The organism is Micromonospora profundi (assembly GCF_011927785.1).
Lineage (GTDB): Bacteria > Actinomycetota > Actinomycetes > Mycobacteriales > Micromonosporaceae > Micromonospora > Micromonospora profundi.
Genome location: NZ_JAATJK010000001.1, coordinates 4,378,565 through 4,395,531, shown reverse-complemented (window position 1 = coordinate 4,395,531; position 16,967 = coordinate 4,378,565). Strand labels below are relative to the sequence as shown.

The 16,967-nt window shown below is 69.4% G+C and carries 14 protein-coding genes; 5 read left to right on the top strand and 9 right to left on the bottom strand.

Going from position 1 to position 16,967, the window contains the following annotated elements; all coding sequences use genetic code 11:
* Window positions 1-34 precede the first annotated feature (34 nt).
* Entirely contained in the window at window positions 35-856 is an 822-nt protein-coding gene (locus tag F4558_RS19310; RefSeq protein WP_167945398.1) for a 3-keto-5-aminohexanoate cleavage protein, read from the top strand.
* Here F4558_RS19310 and F4558_RS19305 read toward each other — a convergent pair.
* Window positions 795-2,039 carry an IS256 family transposase gene (locus tag F4558_RS19305; protein WP_167945396.1) on the bottom strand — a complete coding sequence of 415 codons (1,245 nt, stop codon included), beginning with the start codon at window positions 2,037-2,039 and terminating at the stop codon, window positions 795-797. The genes F4558_RS19310 and F4558_RS19305 overlap by 62 nt on opposite strands.
* A gap of 711 nt (window positions 2,040-2,750) precedes the next feature.
* On the opposite strand from F4558_RS19305, the gene rny reads away from it, so the two are divergent.
* Window positions 2,751-4,517: a ribonuclease Y gene (gene rny / locus F4558_RS19300; RefSeq protein ID WP_053656322.1), complete on the top strand. Its 1,767-nt coding sequence runs from the start codon at window positions 2,751-2,753 to the stop codon at window positions 4,515-4,517.
* 85 nt (window positions 4,518-4,602) lie between these two features.
* Here rny and F4558_RS19295 read toward each other — a convergent pair whose 3' ends face one another.
* From F4558_RS19295 to F4558_RS19280, 4 genes are read right to left on the bottom strand one after another with little or no spacing between them, the layout of a single operon-like run.
* Complete coding sequence (locus tag F4558_RS19295; RefSeq protein WP_053656320.1) at window positions 4,603-5,571, bottom strand: amino acid ABC transporter permease; 969 nt, start codon at window positions 5,569-5,571, stop codon at window positions 4,603-4,605.
* Entirely contained in the window at window positions 5,568-6,275 is a 708-nt protein-coding gene (locus F4558_RS19290; RefSeq protein WP_053656317.1) for an amino acid ABC transporter permease, read from the bottom strand. The genes F4558_RS19295 and F4558_RS19290 overlap by 4 nt, the downstream gene beginning before the upstream one ends.
* A gap of 36 nt (window positions 6,276-6,311) precedes the next feature.
* Entirely contained in the window at window positions 6,312-7,190 is an 879-nt protein-coding gene (locus tag F4558_RS19285) for a glutamate ABC transporter substrate-binding protein (RefSeq protein ID WP_167945395.1), read from the bottom strand.
* Between the two features lie 58 nt (window positions 7,191-7,248).
* Window positions 7,249-8,004 (bottom strand): amino acid ABC transporter ATP-binding protein, encoded by a 756-nt coding sequence (locus tag F4558_RS19280; protein WP_053656313.1) that lies wholly within the window; start codon window positions 8,002-8,004, stop codon window positions 7,249-7,251.
* A gap of 194 nt (window positions 8,005-8,198) precedes the next feature.
* Here F4558_RS19280 and selD point away from each other — a divergent pair, with 194 nt between their 5' ends.
* Both selD and F4558_RS19270 read left to right on the top strand, forming a co-directional pair.
* Window positions 8,199-9,188 carry a selenide, water dikinase SelD gene (gene selD / locus F4558_RS19275; protein ID WP_167945394.1) on the top strand — a complete coding sequence of 330 codons (990 nt, stop codon included), beginning with the start codon at window positions 8,199-8,201 and terminating at the stop codon, window positions 9,186-9,188.
* Between the two features lie 244 nt (window positions 9,189-9,432).
* Window positions 9,433-9,912, top strand: coding sequence for a hypothetical protein (locus F4558_RS19270; RefSeq protein ID WP_053656309.1), 480 nt, complete (start codon window positions 9,433-9,435; stop codon window positions 9,910-9,912).
* 60 nt (window positions 9,913-9,972) lie between these two features.
* On the opposite strand, the gene F4558_RS19265 is transcribed toward F4558_RS19270, so the two are convergent.
* Window positions 9,973-10,221 (bottom strand): DUF2277 family protein, encoded by a 249-nt coding sequence (locus F4558_RS19265; protein WP_053656307.1) that lies wholly within the window; start codon window positions 10,219-10,221, stop codon window positions 9,973-9,975.
* 56 nt (window positions 10,222-10,277) lie between these two features.
* Between F4558_RS19265 and miaB the strand changes: the two genes are divergently transcribed.
* Window positions 10,278-11,792 carry a tRNA (N6-isopentenyl adenosine(37)-C2)-methylthiotransferase MiaB gene (miaB, locus tag F4558_RS19260; protein ID WP_167945393.1) on the top strand — a complete coding sequence of 505 codons (1,515 nt, stop codon included), beginning with the start codon at window positions 10,278-10,280 and terminating at the stop codon, window positions 11,790-11,792.
* A gap of 62 nt (window positions 11,793-11,854) precedes the next feature.
* On the opposite strand, the gene F4558_RS19255 is transcribed toward miaB, so the two are convergent.
* The 3 genes from F4558_RS19255 to F4558_RS19245 all read right to left on the bottom strand — a co-directional run bounded on the left by F4558_RS19255 (window position 11,855) and on the right by F4558_RS19245 (window position 16,922).
* Complete coding sequence (locus tag F4558_RS19255) at window positions 11,855-13,225, bottom strand: pectate lyase family protein (protein WP_053656303.1); 1,371 nt, start codon at window positions 13,223-13,225, stop codon at window positions 11,855-11,857.
* Window positions 13,226-13,546: 321 nt separating this feature from the next.
* Window positions 13,547-15,154, bottom strand: coding sequence for a cellulase family glycosylhydrolase (locus tag F4558_RS19250; protein WP_167945392.1), 1,608 nt, complete (start codon window positions 15,152-15,154; stop codon window positions 13,547-13,549).
* A gap of 559 nt (window positions 15,155-15,713) precedes the next feature.
* The gene (locus F4558_RS19245) at window positions 15,714-16,922 is read right to left on the bottom strand and encodes a DUF349 domain-containing protein (RefSeq protein ID WP_167945391.1); all 1,209 of its coding nucleotides are present in this window, start codon (window positions 16,920-16,922) and stop codon (window positions 15,714-15,716) included.
* Between the last annotated feature and the right edge of the window lie 45 nt (window positions 16,923-16,967).

The window sequence follows — 16,967 nt, the reverse complement described above, 5'->3', positions numbered from 1 at the left end:
GCGACGCGAGATGGTGCCGAAAGGTGTGGCACGGATGTTGAAGGCGTGTCTGAACGGCGGGCGCAGCCGGGACGACCACCCGGCCGTGCCGGTCACCCCGGCGGAGCTGGCGGCCGACGCGGCCCGCTGCGCGGCGCTCGGCGTCGCGGCCGTGCACGTCCATCCCCGTGACGCCTCCGGCGCCGAGTCGCTGCGTCCCGCGGTGATCGCCGATGCGCTCACCGCGATCCGCGCCGCCCAGCCGGGGTTGCCTGTGGGGGTGAGCACCGGCGCCTGGATCGAACCCGATCCGGCCGACCGGGTGGCCGCTGTCCGGGCCTGGTCGGTGCTGCCCGACTTCGCCTCGGTCAACGCCCACGAGCCGGGTGCCGAGGCGGTCGCAGCCGCCCTGCACGAGCGTGGCGTGCTCGTCGAGGTGGGGCTCTGGACGCTGGACGCGGTGACGGCCTACCAGGGCTGGCGGGTGCCGGTCGGGCGGATCCTCGTCGAGTGCATGGCCGAGGAGGTGCCGGTGGCGCTGGCCGACGCCGGGCGGATCCTCGCCGCGACGGCCGTCGGAGAGGCGACCTCCGCTGCCGGCCCTCCTGTGCTTCTGCACGCCGAGGGGCCGGCCACCTGGGCGGTGCTCGCCGAGGCGGTCAGCCGCGGCCTGCACACAAGGATCGGGATGGAGGACACGTTCCTGTTGCCCGACGGTGCCCGGGCGTCGGGCAACGCCGCGCTCGTCACGGCCGCGCTGGGTCACGTCCGCGCTGGTGGTGTAGGAGACGGCCATCGCGGGATCCGGTTTGATGTTAGGCGGCGATTGGGCTGGGATCGGTCTGGTCGGTGTCGTGTTGGTCTGGCTCGACGATGACGAGGCGGGCTTTGGCGAGGAGTTCCAGGCCCATGTAGCGGCGTCCTTCGGTCCATTCGTCGGTTTGTTCGGCGAGGACGGCGCCGACGAGGCGGATGATCGCCGCCCGGTTTGGGAAGATCCCGACGACGTCGGTGCGCCGGCGGATCTCCTTGTTCAGCCGTTCCTGCGGATTGTTCGACCAGATTTGGCGCCAGATCTCGCGAGGGAAGCCGGTGAACGCGAGGAGGTCGTCGCGGGCGTGGTCGAGGTGTTCGGCGGCGGCGGGGAACTTCGCCTCGATCGTGGCGACGACCCGGTCGAACTGGGCTCGGACAGCGTCGGCGTCGGGCTGGTCGAAGATCGTCCGAACAAGGGTGGCGATCCATGGCTGGGCCGACTTCGGAACCTTCGTGAGCAGGTTGCGCAGGTAGTGGGTGCGGCAGCGTTGCCAGGCGGCGCCGGGCAGGGCGGCGCCGATCGCGCCAACAAGACCGCGGTGGGCGTCGGAGATGACCAGCTGAACGCCGGACAGGCCGCGGGCGGTCAACGACCGTAGGAACGCCAACCAGCCGGCGCCGTCCTCATCCGAGGCGACATCCACGCCGAGGACTTCGCGTTGACCGTCGGCGTTGACTCCGACCGCGACAAGCGCGTGGACGTTGACCGTCCGTCCGTGTTCGCGGACCTTCATCGTCAACGCGTCCATCCACACGAACGGGTAATGCGCGGCGTCCAGCGGCCGGTTACGAAACGCCTCGACCTGGGCGTCGAGGTGCGTGGCCATCTCCGACACCTGCGACTTCGACAACTGTTTGACGCCGAGTTGCTCCACCAGCTTCTCCACCCGGCGGGTCGACACCCCGAGCAGGTAACTCGTGGCCACCACGGAGACCAACGCCTGTTCGGCCCGACGGCGGTGCGTCAGCAACCAGTCCGGAAAGTAGCTGCCTTGCCGCAGCTTCGGGATGGCCAGGTCGATCGTGCCGGCCCTGGTGTCCCACTCTCTCGGCCGATAACCGTTGCGGGAGTTGACCCGCTCGTCGCTGCGCTGCCCATAGCCGGCGCCGCAGATCGCGTCCGCTTCCGCGGACATCACCGCCTGCACGAACGTCTTGATCATCGCCTGCAACACGTCCGGCGACGCGCCCTCGATCTGCTCGCGCAGCAGGTCAACAGGGTTCACACTCTCAGATGCGGCCATCGCGTTCTCTCTTCCTTCTCTGACTTGGTCGTCTTGAAGGATCGACGCGATGGCCGTCTCTCATCTACGCAACACGCCCATCACGGGCAAGTCGTACACCACTTCCCTGGACGCAACCCCGCGCTGGCGGCCGGCGCACGCTGACCACCGGACTCCCGGCCAGTTCCGCGCTCAGGGGCGGCGGCAGTGTCGCAAAGTCGGCTCAACGCACGGCGTCGCCCTCGCTGAACAGGCACGACACGTCGATCGGAGCCGTCGGCTCGCCGAGTTTGTCCCGGCGTATCCGACACCACATCAGCTTTGGGTGACGCCGCAACTTCTCTCCGTTTGGGGGGTTTGATCATGAGTCCTTGACCGGAGTGCCCCCGGAGACCTAGCCTCGCCATACAGGCTCACATTGCCCGACCAGCGCAGGCTAAGCGCACAACATAGATCGCGTAACAGAACAGCATCACTTTGGCCGCCTCCGCGGCCTTTGGCGGCAGTACCGGACTGGCCGGTCCGGCACGCCGCGACAACTGCACCCGGTCGCCGACGATGCCCGAGGGCACCGCCGGCGGAGAGAGCTACCCACGGCCAGCCGCTCCGGTCGGGCGTCCACAGCCGCAGGAGTGTGCCTTTGGCACAGTCGCTGCGGTCTTGACGTTCAGGGGAGGCGGCCATGACGGGGCGGCGGCACAGGTTCACCGGTAGACCCAGCGGGGTCCCGGCATGAACGCCCTCGACGTCGTGCTCCTCGCGGCCGTCCTGATCCTCGCCGTGGTGGTGGTCGCGGCGGTGCTGTTCGGCGTCCGGGCGCTGCGCCGGATGAGCGCGGCGCCGGCCCCCGAGGATCCCGCGTTCATCGCCGAGAAGGACCGTCAGGAGCAGTCCCTGGCCGCTCTGCGCAATGCTGCGGACCAGGCGAACAGCACGATCGACGTGGCGAAGTCGGCGGCTGCCGCCGCGCGTACCGAGGCGGCGGCGGCGAATGCCGAGGCGAAGGCGGCACGGGCCGAGGCCCGGCGGATGCTCGACGACGCCCGCGCCGAGGCCGACACGGTGCTGGAACGGGCGCACAAGCAGGCCGAGATCGACGCCGAACAGCTGCGGACAGCAGCCCGCCGCAGCGGCGAACGGGAGGTAGCGGTTCTCGCCGCCACGACCCGGGAGCAGGCCGCGGAGGTGGAGCGCCGGGCAGCCCGCATGGACGAGCGGGAGCGGCTGCACACCGAGGAGGTGGAGCGGTTCGCCGAGCGGGAACGGCAGCTCACCGCGGCGAGCGCTGCGCTCGCGGCCCGGGAGTCGGCTCTCACCCAGCGCGAGGCCGAGCTGGCCGAGTCGGAGGAGCGGCGCCGACGGGAGCTGGAGCGGGTGGCCGGCCTCACCGCCGACGCGGCCCGTCTGGAGCTGGTCGAGGCGATCGAGACGTCCGCCAAGCGGGAGGCGGCGCTGCTGGTGCGCGACATCGAGGCCGACGCCCGCAACACCGCCGAGCAGCGGGCCCGGCACATCGTCGTGGACGCGATCCAGCGGGTGGCCAGCGAACAGACCGCCGAGAGCGTGGTCAGTGTCCTGCACCTGCCGGGCGACGAGATGAAGGGCCGGATCATCGGCCGGGAGGGCCGCAACATCCGCGCCTTCGAGTCGGTGACCGGGGTCAACCTGATCATCGACGACACTCCGGAGGCGGTGCTGCTGTCCTGCTTCGACCCGGTACGCCGGGAGGTCGGCCGGCTCACCCTGGAGAAGCTGGTGCTGGACGGGCGGATCCACCCGCACCGGATCGAGGAGGTCTACGACCTGGCACGCCAGGAGGTCGAGGCGCTCTGTCTCCGGGCCGCCGAGGACGCGCTGGTCGAGGTCGGCATCACCGAGATCCACCCGGAGCTGGTGACCCTGCTGGGCCGGTTGCGCTACCGCACGTCGTACGGGCAGAACGTACTCAAGCACCTGGTCGAGACGGCGCACATCGCCGGCATCATGGCGGCCGAGCTGCGCCTGGACGTGCCCACCATCAAGCGGTCGGCGTTCCTGCACGACATCGGCAAGGCGCTCACGCACGAGGTGGAGGGCAGCCACGCCATCATCGGCGCGGACCTGGCCCGCAAGTACGGCGAGCACGAGGACGTGGTGCACGCCATCGAGGCGCATCACAACGAGGTGCCGCCGCAGACCATCGAGGCCGTGCTCACCCAGGCGTCCGACGCCTGCTCGGGTGGGCGGCCGGGCGCTCGGCGGGAGAGCCTGGAGGCGTACGTCAAGCGGCTGGAGCGGATCGAGGAGATCGCTGCCGGCAAGCTCGGCGTGGACAAGGTCTTCGCCATGCAGGCGGGTCGGGAGATCCGGGTCATGGTCAAGCCGGACGACGTGGACGACATCGGGGCGGCCGTGCTGGCCCGCGATGTGGCCAAGCAGATCGAGGAGGAGCTGACCTATCCGGGTCAGATCCGGGTGACGGTGGTCCGCGAGTCCCGGGTCACCGAGATCGCCCGCTGATCCGGGTCCTCGACACCTGTCGAGCCGAAGCGAAAGGGCCAGCCCGGATGCCGGGCTGGCCCTTCTGCTTTGTGTGCGGGGGTGGTCAGACGCCGCCGGCGCCCTCGGCCTGGGACATCAGGGCCGCGGGCGGCGGGGCCTGCGCCGGGGTGTTCGCGGTCTTGCGTCCCCGGGCGAGCCGGCGCTGGACGTACTGCGCGAGCTTCGACAGCGAGTAGTTGACAGCGATGAAGAGGACGGCGATCACGACGTACACCTGGATGGGGTTCTCCAGGGCGCCGATGATCTGCTTGCCGATGTTCAGGGTCTCCTCGTAGCTGATGATGAAGCCGAGCGAGGTGTCCTTGAGTACTACCACGAGCTGGCTGATCAGCGCCGGCAGCATGATCCGGAACGCCTGGGGCAGGAGGATCATCCGGGTCGACTGGAACGGCGAGAGACCGATCGCGGATGCGGCCTCGGCCTGCCCGCCGGGCAGGCCCTCCATGCCGGAGCGCAGGATCTCGCCGATCACCACCGAGTTGTAGATCGTGAGGCCGATGACCAGATACCACAGGTTGTCGAAGGTGACGCCGAACTCGGGAAAGCCGCGGGCCACGAAGAAGATGGTGATGACGACAGGCAGGCCGCGGAACACTTCGACGCAGACCCGGGTGATCGCCGACAGCAGGCGGCTCAGACCGCGCAGCAGGTACGACAGTGGCGTGGCGAACCCGGTGAACTTGCGGCTGGTCAGGCTCTTGAGCTGGATCCGCAGCAGCGCCAACAGCGTGCCGACGACAAGCGAGGCCACGATGGCCAGCGCCGCCGCGATCAGGGTGTTCTTGAAGCCGATGCCGATCCGCTCCCACACGAGGGTGAAGTTCTCGTTGGAGGGGTCGATCAGCGGACCCCACAGCTCCATCGAGAACTGCCCCTTCTCGTCTAGGGGCCGGTAGATCAGGAAGTACGCACCGACGAGGAGGGCCAGCCCGGCGATGACGCTGCTGATGAGTGTGACCCGCCGCTGCCGGGGCCCGGGAACGTCGTAGAGGACGCTTGTCTGCTGACTCATCGGGCCACCGCCTGTCGCTTCTCGATCCGGTCCAGCAGGGTGCCGAGCGGCACGGTCATGATCAGGTAGCCGACCGAGATGCCGATGGCCACCGGGATGAAGGCGTAGCCTTCGGCGCCGGTGAGCTGGTCGGCTGTCGCCGACAGATCGCCGACCACACCGAAGAAGCCGGCAAGCGCCGAGTTCTTGATCATCGCGATGATCACGGAGCCGAGTGGCACCACCGAGGCCTGCCAGGACTGCGGCAGCACCACGTAGCGCAGGTTCTGCCCGAAGGTCAGGCCCAGCGACCGCGCGGCTTCCGCCTGGCCGGCGGGCACCGCGTTGACCCCGGACCGCAGCGCCTCGCAGACGAACGCGGCGGTGTAGAGCACCAGGGCGATCAGCGCGAACCGGAAGTACGGCAGGTCGGTGCCGAGCCGGGTGAACAGCGAGTCGATCACCGGGATGCGGAGGAAGTCCGCGTTGGAGCCGAGCGCCGGCAGACCGAAGGCGGCGAAGAACATCACCACTGTCAGCGGCAGATTACGGAAGACGTTCACGTAGGTGGTGCCGACCGCGCGCAACGGCGGCACCGGAGAGATGCGGAGCACCGCCACGATGGCGCCCAGGATGAGGGCGCCGATCGCGGCGAGTAAGCAGATCTGGAGGGTGAGCCAGAAACCACCCGCAAAGACGTCGAACTTGTCGATGAGCACGTTCACGGGTCGGTGTTCCTCCCCACCCTCCAGATCGAAGGATCAGTAGCGGTTGATGGTGGGCGCGGAGCCCAGCTCGGCGCCGAACTTGCCGGCGGTGTCGTCCCAGGCCTTCTTCCAGCTACCGTCGGCGACAGCCTTGTCCAGCGTGTCGTTGATGAAGCTGCGGAAGTCGTTGTCTTCCTTCTTCACACCGATGCCGTACGGCTCCTTGGTGAAGTTGGGGCCGGCCAGCTTGAAGGACGCCTCGTCCTTGGCGATGTAGCCGAGCAGGATGACGTTGTCAGTGGTCACGGCGTCGACCTGGCCGCCCTTGAGGGCGTCGCGGCACTTGTCGTAGGTGTCGAAGAGCACCAGCTGCGAGCCGACGTCCTTGACGTACTTCTTGATCTCCTCGGCCGGGGTGGAGCCGGTGACCGAGCAGACCTTCTTGGTGCCGTCCTTGAAGGAGTCCGGCCCGGTGATCGCGGCGTCGTCCTTCTTGACCATGATGTTCTGGCCGGCCTCGTAGTACGGGCCTGCGAAGGCGATGCGCTCCTTGCGCTTGTCGTTGATCGTGTAGGTCGCGGCGACCAGGTCGACGGTGCCGTTGACGATCACGTCCTCGCGGACCTTCGACGGGGCTTCCACCCACTCGATCTTGTCGTCGGAGATGCCGAGCTCCTTGGCGATGATCTTGGCGATCTCGACGTCGAAGCCCTCCGGCTTGCCCGACAGGCCCTTCTGGCCGAAGCCGGGCTGGTCGAACTTGGTGCCGATCTTGATCTTCTGGGCCTTGTTCAGCTTCTCCATGGTGCTGCCGGCCGCGAAGGACTTGCTGCCGGAGCCGGTGCCCTCCGCGTCGTCGTCGCCACCGCAAGCGGTGAGGCCGAGCGCCAGAGCGGCGACAGCGGCGATTGCCGCAACGCGCTTGATACGCATATTTTTCTCCTTCATCAACGGAGCCCACCGGGGGGCGGCGCGCTCCAACTACGGACGCCTAGTGCGTGAGGATCTTGGAGAGGAAGTCCTTGGCCCGCTCGCTGCGCGGGTTGGCGAAGAACTCCGCTGGCGGGGCGTCCTCGACCAGCTGCCCGTCGGCCATGAAGATGACCCGGTTCGCGGCGTGCCGGGCGAAGCCCATCTCGTGGGTGACCACGACCATCGTCATGCCGTCGCTTGCCAGTGAGGTCATGACGTCGAGCACCTCACCGACCATCTCCGGGTCCAGGGCGCTTGTCGGCTCGTCGAAGAGCATCGCCTTGGGCTGCATGGCCAGTGCCCGGGCGATTGCCACCCGCTGCTGCTGGCCACCGGAGAGCTGGGCCGGGAACTTGTCCGCCTGGTTGGCGATGCCGACCCGGTCGAGCAGAGCCAGGCCGCGCTCGCGGGCGGCCGCCGGCTTCTCCTTGCGGACCTTGACCGGGCCGAGCGTGACGTTTTCGAGGATCGTCTTGTGGGCGAAGAGGTTGAAGGACTGGAAGACCATGCCCACTTCGCTGCGGAGCTTCGCAAGCGGCTTGCCCTCGGCCGGCAACGGCTGGCCGTCGAAGGTGATGGTGCCGGAGTTGATCGGTTCCAGTCGGTTGATGGTGCGGCACAGCGTCGACTTGCCGGAGCCGGACGGGCCGATCACCACGACCACCTCGCCCCGACCCACCGACAGTGAGACGTCGTCCAGCACGTGCAGCGGTCCGAACCACTTGTTGACCGCGTCCAGCACGATGAGCGGTTCGCCCGTGGTCACGTCGTCCACCGTCCCTGTCGTCTCCCAAAGCGGGGGCCGGATGGCCCCTGGTTGGGGCAACTGTAGGCGGCGTGACGTGGCGAAATGCAACTCGGTTGGTCACGGAGCGGTAACACCGCTGCCGCTCGCTGCCCGGCGTCCAATTTCGGTCAGCGGCAGCGGCGGTGGTGGTGGCAGCAAAGAGTAGCCGAGATCATAGGAAGATGAGCGAATCGGTGAGGCTGACCCGCTATGCCCGCGGCGGGGGATGCGCCTGCAAGATCCCCCCGGGCGAACTGGAGATCATGGTGGCGGGTCTCGGCCCGGCCACCGGCACCGCCGAGCTGCTGGTCGGCCTCGACCACGGCGACGACGCGGCGGTGGTCCGCCTGGACGAGCGGACCGGCCTTGTCAGCACCGCCGACTTCTTCACCCCGGTCGTCGACGACGCCTACGACTGGGGGCGCATCGCCGCCGCCAACGCCCTCTCCGATGTGTACGCGATGGGCGGCGTCCCGCTTGTCGCGCTCAACCTGCTCTGCTGGCCGCGCGACGTACTGCCGCTGGAGTTGGCCCGGGAGGTGCTGCGCGGTGGTCAGGATGTGGCCCGGGAGGCCGGCTGTCACCTGGCCGGCGGGCACAGCGTGGACGACGACGGCCCGAAGTACGGCCTCGCGGTCACCGGAACTGTCCGCCCTGAGGAGTTGATCACACTCGACGCTGGGCGGGCCGGGGTGCCGCTGTCGCTGACCAAGCCGCTCGGCGTGGGTGTGCTCAACACCAGGCACAAGGCCACCGGCGAGAGCTTCCCGGAGGCGGTGGCCACGATGAGCGCGCTCAACCGGGACGCCGCTCGGGCCGCGGTCGCCGCAGGCATCCGCTGCGGCACCGACGTGACCGGGTTCGGTCTGCTCGGGCACGCCTCGAAGATGGCCCGCGCCAGCCGACTCACTGTGGCCATCGACACGGCTCGGGTGCCATATCTGGCCGGAGCGCGGGAGGCGCTGCGCGACGGGTACGTCAGCGGCGGCACCCGCCGTAACCTGGACTGGGTCACCCCGTGGACCGATTTCGGCGCGGCCGGCGAGGACGAGCGGCTGTTGCTCGCCGACGCCCAGACCTCCGGTGGTCTGCTGGTCGCCGGTGAGCTGCCGGGCGCCCCGGTGGTGGGGGAGCTGCTGCCCCGTGGCGAGCACATGGTCGTCCTGCGCTGACCGTTGCCGGGCTTCCCACCCGGCCGGCGGCAGGCCGTCGACACGCTGCTCCGGTGGTGCCGGCGACGCACCATACCCGATAAACTGTCATCTTCTGGCTACTCCGAGCAATGCCGCTCAGGGAAATTTTGCCCGGAATGGTCACAGACCGGTAACTTGCCCCCGGCTGAGGTCATATGCCCCCCACCATCGTCAGTAAGGCCCGATCCGGAGGCCGGTGGGACGAACGCAGCGAGGAGGCGGAATGACCGAGCTGTGGAACTGGAGAATCGACCGGGCACGACCCGTGGAGGTCTACCCGGCACTGGCCGAGGCACTCGGTCGGGTAGTGATGCCGCTGGCCGTGGCCGACCCGGCCCGGCTGCCGGCGTACGCGGTGGTGTGCGACGTCTGGCAGGCGCCGGGCGAGTTCGCCACGGTGGTGGATTGCTACGGGGTGCCCGAGCAACTCGCCGAGCACCCCAGCATCGCCGCACTCGCTCGAATACTGGGGCGCAACTGCCTGCTACGCGACGACACGCTCGACGCGGGGCGACACCTGCTCGTCACCCCGGACGGCACGGTCCGCCCGGTGCACTTCGACGTGCGGGACACCGACGACGGCGAGGTACTCAGCCGGCAGCGGCTGTGCACCCTCGCTGACCCCGGCTGCCGGGGCTGGTCGCAGTGCCACCGTTCACGCTGGGCGCCCGACACGGTCGCGCCGGCGCTCGCCGCGGCCTGACCTTACGCGCGTCAGGCCCGGCCGGCCGGGCCGCGCTGGGGTGTGCAACCGCGCCGGCGATCAGTTGGAGACGGCGGCCGGCTGGTCGGCGGCGGCCGGTGCGGCACCACGGACCACCAATTGGTCGAGCAAGGTGCGGGTGGCCTCGGTGACGGCGGCCACCGCGGCGTCGAACGCGGCGGCGTTGTGCGCGGCGGGCGCCCGGAAGCCTGAGATCTTCCGGACGTACTGCAACGCCGCCGCCTCGATGTCCGCGTCGGTCACCTGCGGGGTGAACGGCTCACGCAGGGTCTTGATGCTCCGGCACATGTCGGTTGCTCCTCGGTTCGGGGCGATCCGGTCGACCCGGATACGCTGTCCTGGTCATGACTACCGCAGCGGCGGGCAGCCCGCGCACCTATCAGGTGCGCACCTACGGCTGCCAGATGAACGTGCACGACTCCGAGCGCATCTCCGGCCTGCTCGAACAGGCCGGCTACGTGCGTGCGCCCCAGGCCGACGACACGCCAGACGTCGTCGTCTTCAACACCTGCGCGGTGCGGGAGAACGCCGACAACCGCCTCTACGGCAACCTCGGTCATCTGCGCCCCGTGAAGGACAAGCACCCCGGCATGCAGATCGCCGTCGGTGGCTGCCTGGCCCAGAAGGACCGGGGCGAGATCGTCCGCAAGGCGCCCTGGGTGGACGTCGTGTTCGGCACCCACAACATCGGTTCTTTGCCGGTGCTGCTGGAGCGGGCCCGGCACAACGCCGCCGCCGAGGTGGAGATCCTGGAATCCCTCGACGTCTTCCCCTCCACGCTGCCCACCCGCCGCGAGTCGACGTACGCCGGCTGGGTTTCGATCTCGGTGGGCTGCAACAACACCTGCACGTTCTGCATCGTGCCTTCTCTGCGGGGCAAGGAGAAGGACCGCCGCCCCGGCGACATCCTCTCCGAGGTGCGCGCGCTCGTCGACGAGGGCGTGCTGGAGGTGACACTGCTCGGGCAGAACGTCAACTCCTACGGCGTCGAGTTCGGCGACCGGTACGCGTTCGGCAAGCTGCTGCGCGCCTGCGGCGACATCGACGGGCTGGAGCGGGTCCGGTTCACCAGCCCGCACCCGAAGGACTTCACCGACGACGTGATCGCGGCCATGACCGAGACGCCGAACGTCTGCCACTCGCTGCACATGCCGTTGCAGTCGGGCTCCGACGACGTGCTGCGCGCGATGCGCCGGTCGTACCGCTCGGAGCGCTACCTGGGGATCATCGAGAAGGTCCGGGCGGCGATGCCGGACGCGGCGATCACCACCGACATCATCGTCGGGTTCCCTGGCGAGACCGAGGCGGACTTCCAGCGCACCCTGGACGTGGTGCGCGAGGCCCGGTTCTCGTCGGCATTCACCTTCCAGTATTCGAAGCGCCCCGGCACCCCCGCCGCCACAATGGACGGCCAACTGCCCAAGCAGGTGGTGCAGGAGCGTTACGAGCGGCTGATCGCCACAGTGGAGGAGATCACCTGGGCGGAGAACAAGCGCCTGGTGGGGGAGACCGTCGAGGTGCTCGTCGCGGTCGGTGAGGGTCGCAAGGACGAGCGGACGGGCCGGATGTCCGGTCGGGCGCGCGACGGTCGGCTCGTGCACTTCGCGACCGAGGCTCCCGGCGGGGAGTCGCTCGCCGGCCAGATCCGGCCGGGGGACATCGTGCACACCACGATCACGTACGCCGCGCCGCACCACCTCAACGCCGACGGGGCGCCGGTGGCGCACCGCCGGACCCGGGCCGGCGACGCCGCCGAGGCGGGACGCTCCCCGCGTACCCCCGGGGTGTTGCTCGGTCTGCCGACGCTCGGCGCACCGCCGGTCGCGCCGGCGCCCGCCGCAGGCTGCGCCACCCACTAGTGCAAGGAAGGGCCCCCTGTTAAACGCCAGGCGTTAACAGGGGGCCCTTCCTTGCACATAGCTCAGACAGTGATCCGTCCGGCGCCGGCGCCGGCGGTCACGATGGACTTGACGTTGCTCGCCGTGTCCAGTTGGTAGGAGTACGGGATGCTGGCGACACTGCCGCCGGTCTGCCCGGTGGGTGAGTTGACGAAGTGGTTGTTGCGGGCGACGATGCGGCCCGGGCCGGAGTCCCCCTCACCGAGGTGGTACGTGTCTCGGACGTTCTCGAAGTAGTTGCCCTCGACGAGCACGCCGGCGTTCTCGGTGGAGGCCACGCCGTAGCCGCCGTTGGCCCGGTAGTAGTTGTTGAACACGTGCACGGGGTTGCCGAAGCGCACCCGGGGGTTGCGCTGGTTGCTGCCGTCGAACCAGTTGTGGTGGTAGCTGACCCTCAGGTGACCGATGTCCTGGCCGCCGTTGTCGTCGCTGTGGCCGAGCAGCATGGTCTTGTCGTGGTTGAAGACCCGGTTCCACGACACGGTGACGAAGTCGGAGCCGCGCTTGATGTCGACAGCGCCGTCGTACCCGTTGCTGAAGGTGTTGTGGTCGATCCAGATGTTTGTGGCCGACTCCTGCACGTTGATGGCGTCGTCGTTCCAGTCCCGGAATGTCAGGTTCCGGATGATGACGTTGCGGTCGCCGCTGATGTTGAGCCCGCAGCCGGCGATCGTCGCGCCGGAGTTGCCGAGGATGGTCTTGTTGGACCGGACCCGCAGCATGCCTGAGCAGGAGATCGTCCCGGACACCCGGATCACCGCGGAGCCGGTGGCGTTCAACGCGCTGGTGAGCGCCGAGGCGTTGGTGACTGTCGTCGTGGGCGCACCGCCGCCGCCGGTGGTGCCGCCGTTCTGGGTGGCCCAGCCGACCAGCCCGGTCTGCGGCGGAATGCTGGGCACCGGGTCGCTGGGCAGCGGGTTGCTCGGCGTCGGCGTGCTGGGCGACGGGTTGGCGGGTGTGGTCGGTGTGGTGCCGCCGGTGCAGGCCACGTTGTTGAGGGTGAAGCTGGTCGGCAGCGGGTTGCTTGCGTTGTTCCAACTCGCGTTGAAGCCGAACGAGGCGCTGCCGTTCGTGGCCAGGTTGCCGTTGTAGTCGACGTTCGTCGCGGAGACCTGACTGCCGCTCTGCGAGACGGTGGCCCCCCACGCCTGGCTGACCTGCTGCCCGGCCGCGTACGACCAGCCCAGCGTCCACCCCGAGACGGGATCGCCGAGGTTGGTGACGGTGACGTTGCCGGTGAACCCGCCCGGCCACTGGCTGGCGACGGAGTAGGCGACCTGGCAGCCGGCGGCGGCCTGTGCCGAGACGGCGGTCAGGAGGCCTGCGGTGAGCAGGGTGGCGGTGGCCGCGGCGGTGGTGGCGAGCAGCGTCATCCGACGCTGTGCTGTGCGCATGCTGCTTCCTTTCGGTACGGCGGACGGACCGTCGCGACGCCCATGCCCATGGGCGGCGAGGTGGCCCGGGCTCTGAGGTCCCGTGTACGCCGGTGCGGTTCGGTGCGGAGAGCGGCTCCCGCGCTCGCGCCCGCCCGCATCGAAAGGCAAACGCTTTCCCGATGGAAACATAGAAGGAACTGGATGTAAATGCTCCGTGCAGCCGGGGTGCGCCGCCCTGCGGAGGGGGCCCGGCCCCGGTGGTCGACCACGGGCCGTCGGCGCTCGAAGCGGACCCGAGGTGGCCGGTGCCCTCGGCGTGGGCGCCGGCCACCTCGTGGCTCAGCAGCTGACGCCGTTGAGCCTCACGGTCGCCGGGGCGCTGGCCGTACCGTTGGCGGTGAAGCCCACGGTGATCGATGCCCCCGCCGCCAGGGACGGCGCGTGGCTTGGCGCGGCGGCCGTGACCGTCGTACCGGCCTGCGTGACGGTGGCGTTCCATCCACTGCCCAAGGTCACGCCGGACGGCCAGCTCCAGGTGACCGACCACGGATTCACCGCCGCGGAGCCGGTGTTCTTCACGGTCAACTCGCCCTGGAAGCCGCCCTGCCAGGCGTTGACCTGCCGGTAGGTGGCCGTGCAGGCACCGGTCGGCGGGTTGGTGGGGCCGCCGGTAGGCGTGGCCGTGGGCGTAGCGGTCGGCGTCGGACTGGAACCGCCGCCGGACGACGCGATCAGGTACGGCTGGAGGATCGCCTGCTTTGCGGTGTTGATGTTCGTCCAGTCGTCCAACGCGATGCCGCCGGTGTCACCGGAGTTGGGGTTCCACGACCAGTAGGTGAAGGACATCCCGTTCACCCCCGTGCCGGTGTACGCCATCAGCTTCTCCAGCCACACCTTGTCCCGGGGGTCGGCCAGGGTGCTGCCGAACTCGCCCATCATGATCGGGGCGATGTTCTGCTTGTGCAGGTAACCCCAGTACTTGTCCCAGATGGCCGGCATGTTGGCCGGGTAGTCGGCGGCCTTGAACCACTCCTGCTCGTAGACGCTCGTGGCGTACTCGTGCGGTGAGTAGACCAACCGGTTCGCCACGTTCAGCCGTACCGGGAACTCGCCGGCCTTCGACAGGTTGCCACCCCACCAGCCGCAGTCCTCGTCGTTGCTCGGGTCGTTGTCCCACACGTTGGAGAGGCCACCGCTGGGGCAGCTCACCCCCTCCACGAAGATCAACCAGTTGGGCTGGACACCGAGGATGGCGTTGCCGGCCCGCTCAGCGGCCAGCCGCCAGTCCCGGGTGGTGTCGCCGCAGCCCCAGCACGCGCCGGTGGCCGCCGGGTTGGTGCCCTCGGCGTGCGGCTCGTTGTGGAGGTCAGCGCCGATCACCGTGGGGTTGCCCGCGTACCGCTGGGCCAGCATCTTCCAGTCGTTGATCCAGGTCGCCTCGGAGACCGTCGACGTGTACCACAGTGGCGACTGCCCGGCGGCCGTCGGACGGTGCCGGTCCAGGATGATCCGCATCCCCTTGCTGCCGGCGTAGTCGATCACCTTGTCCAGGATCTGCAACGGCGACAGCCCGATCAGGTCCGGGTTCACGAAGTCGTTGATCCCGCTGGCGGTCGCGCCCGGCTTCAGCGCGTCGTTCGAGTACGGCACCCGCAACGTGTTGTAGCCAAGGCTTGCCATCTTGTCGAGCTGTCCCCGCCACGGGTTGTTCGACCACAGCCCGTGGAAGGTCTTGTTGTCGGTCTCCATGCCGAACCAGTTGATGCCTGTCAACCGGACCGTGGTGCCGGTGCTGTCCACGATCTTGTTGCCGTTGGTGTGCAGATAGCCGGTACCCGTGCCAGCGGCGACGGCCGGGCTGGTGCTGACCGCGGCGGCGATGAAGACGCCGGCCGCGGCGGTGGCGAGCGCGGTCAGCGCACCGCCGAGAGCTTTGGGACGGAACATTCGAGCTCCACTTCGGAGGCCCGACGCTGGCCAGGGTGGCCGCGCGGGCGGGCGGCCATCGGCACGTCACGCTCCCTTTGGGTACGCGGACAGTGCGCGACGGTCCATGTCACGCGGACGGGGACACTCGCGACAACACACCGGCGACCCGTGACGGCGGTGTCCCGCCGTCGTTGCCCTCGTGCCGGTGGCCCAACCTGGCTCCGCCGCTCATTCTCATCAGCGCAGCTCAATGCGTCAACCGGGACGCCCACCTCCCACCTCCCACCTCCCGCTCCCGCCTCCCGCGCTCGCTCCCACCTCCCGCTCCCACCTCCCGCTCCCGCCTCCCGCTCCCGCCTCACGGCAAGATCCACACAACATCGTGGATATTGCTGCTTCCCGCGCGTCGGAGGCAGCAACTTCCCTGAAGTCGTGTTGATCTTGGCGCGGGGCGCGGGGCGCGGGGCGCGGGGCGCGGGGCGCGGGGCGCGGGGCGCGGGGCGCGGGGCGCGCAGGGCGCTGACATGCGAGAGCCCCCGACCCAGTCAAGGGTCGGGGGCTCCCGGAACGCTTCAGGTCAGCCGGCCTGCTCGGCGAGCTGGAGGAACTGCCGCTTGGACGCGAGGGCCTGCTCGGCCTCCTTGATCCGGCGGGTATCACCGGCGCTCTGCGCGCGGGCCAGCCGCTCCTCGGCCTCGGCCACCTGGGCACGCATCTGGGCGAGCAGCGGGTTGTCCTCCTTGGTGGTGCGGCGCCACGCCGAGTCCATCACCTCGCGGACCTTGTCGTCGATGGCGCGCAGCCGGCGCTCCAGCCCGGCGGCGGCTTCGCGGGGCACCCGACCGGCCTCGTGCCACTGTGCCTGGATCTCCCGCAGCTTGGCCTGGGCGCCCTTCGGGTCACCGTCGATGTCGAGTGCCTCGGCCTCGGCGAGCAGGGCCTGCTTCCGCTCCAGGTTGCCGCGCTGTTCGTTGTCCCGGGCGGAGAAGACCTCGCTGCGCCGGCTGAAGAAGGCGTCCTGCGCGGCCCGGAACCGTTCCCAGAGCTTCTGCTCGGACTCCTTCGAGGCGCGCGGCGCGGCCTTCCACTGCGTCATCAGTTCCTTGAGCTGGTTGGCCGTGGCCACCCACTCGGTGGAGTCCTTGAGCTTCTCGGCCTCGGCGACCAGATCTTCCTTGACGGTCTGCGCCTGCTTGCGCTGCGCGTCAAGGGTGGCGAAGTGTGCGCCCCGACGCCTGGTGAAACCGTCGCGGGCGGCGGCGAAGCGCTTCCACAGCTCGCCGTCGGCCTTCTTGTCGACCCCGCGGATGGTCTTCCACTCGTCGAGGATCTCCTTGAGCCGGTCCCCGGCGGTCTTCCAGCCGGTGGACTCGGCGGCCAGCTTCTCGGCCTCCTCGACCAGCGCGGTCTTGCGGGCCAGGGCCTCACCGCGAGCGGCGTCCCGGGCGGCACGGGCCTCGGCCGCCTTCTCCTCGGCGAGGGTGGCCAGCTTGTCCAGCCGCGCGGCGAGGGCGTCGATGTCGCCGACCACGTGGGCCTCGGGCAGCGTGGCGCGGATCCGCCGGATCGTGCTCAACGAGTGCCCGGCGTCCGCCGCGCCCGAGTTGAGCCGTGCCTCAGTCAGGTCCACTTCGGTGACAAGGTCGGCGAAGCGCCGTGCGAAGTGCGCCAGGCCCTCCTCCGGTGCTCCCGCCTGCCAGGAACCGACCACCCGCTCGCCCTCGGTGGTCTTGACGTAAACGGTGCCGTCCGCGTCCACCCGTCCGAAGGCAGTCCAGTCGCTCATGTGCCCATCCTCGTTCTCCCGGCGCCGGGAGAATCGTCCCCCGTC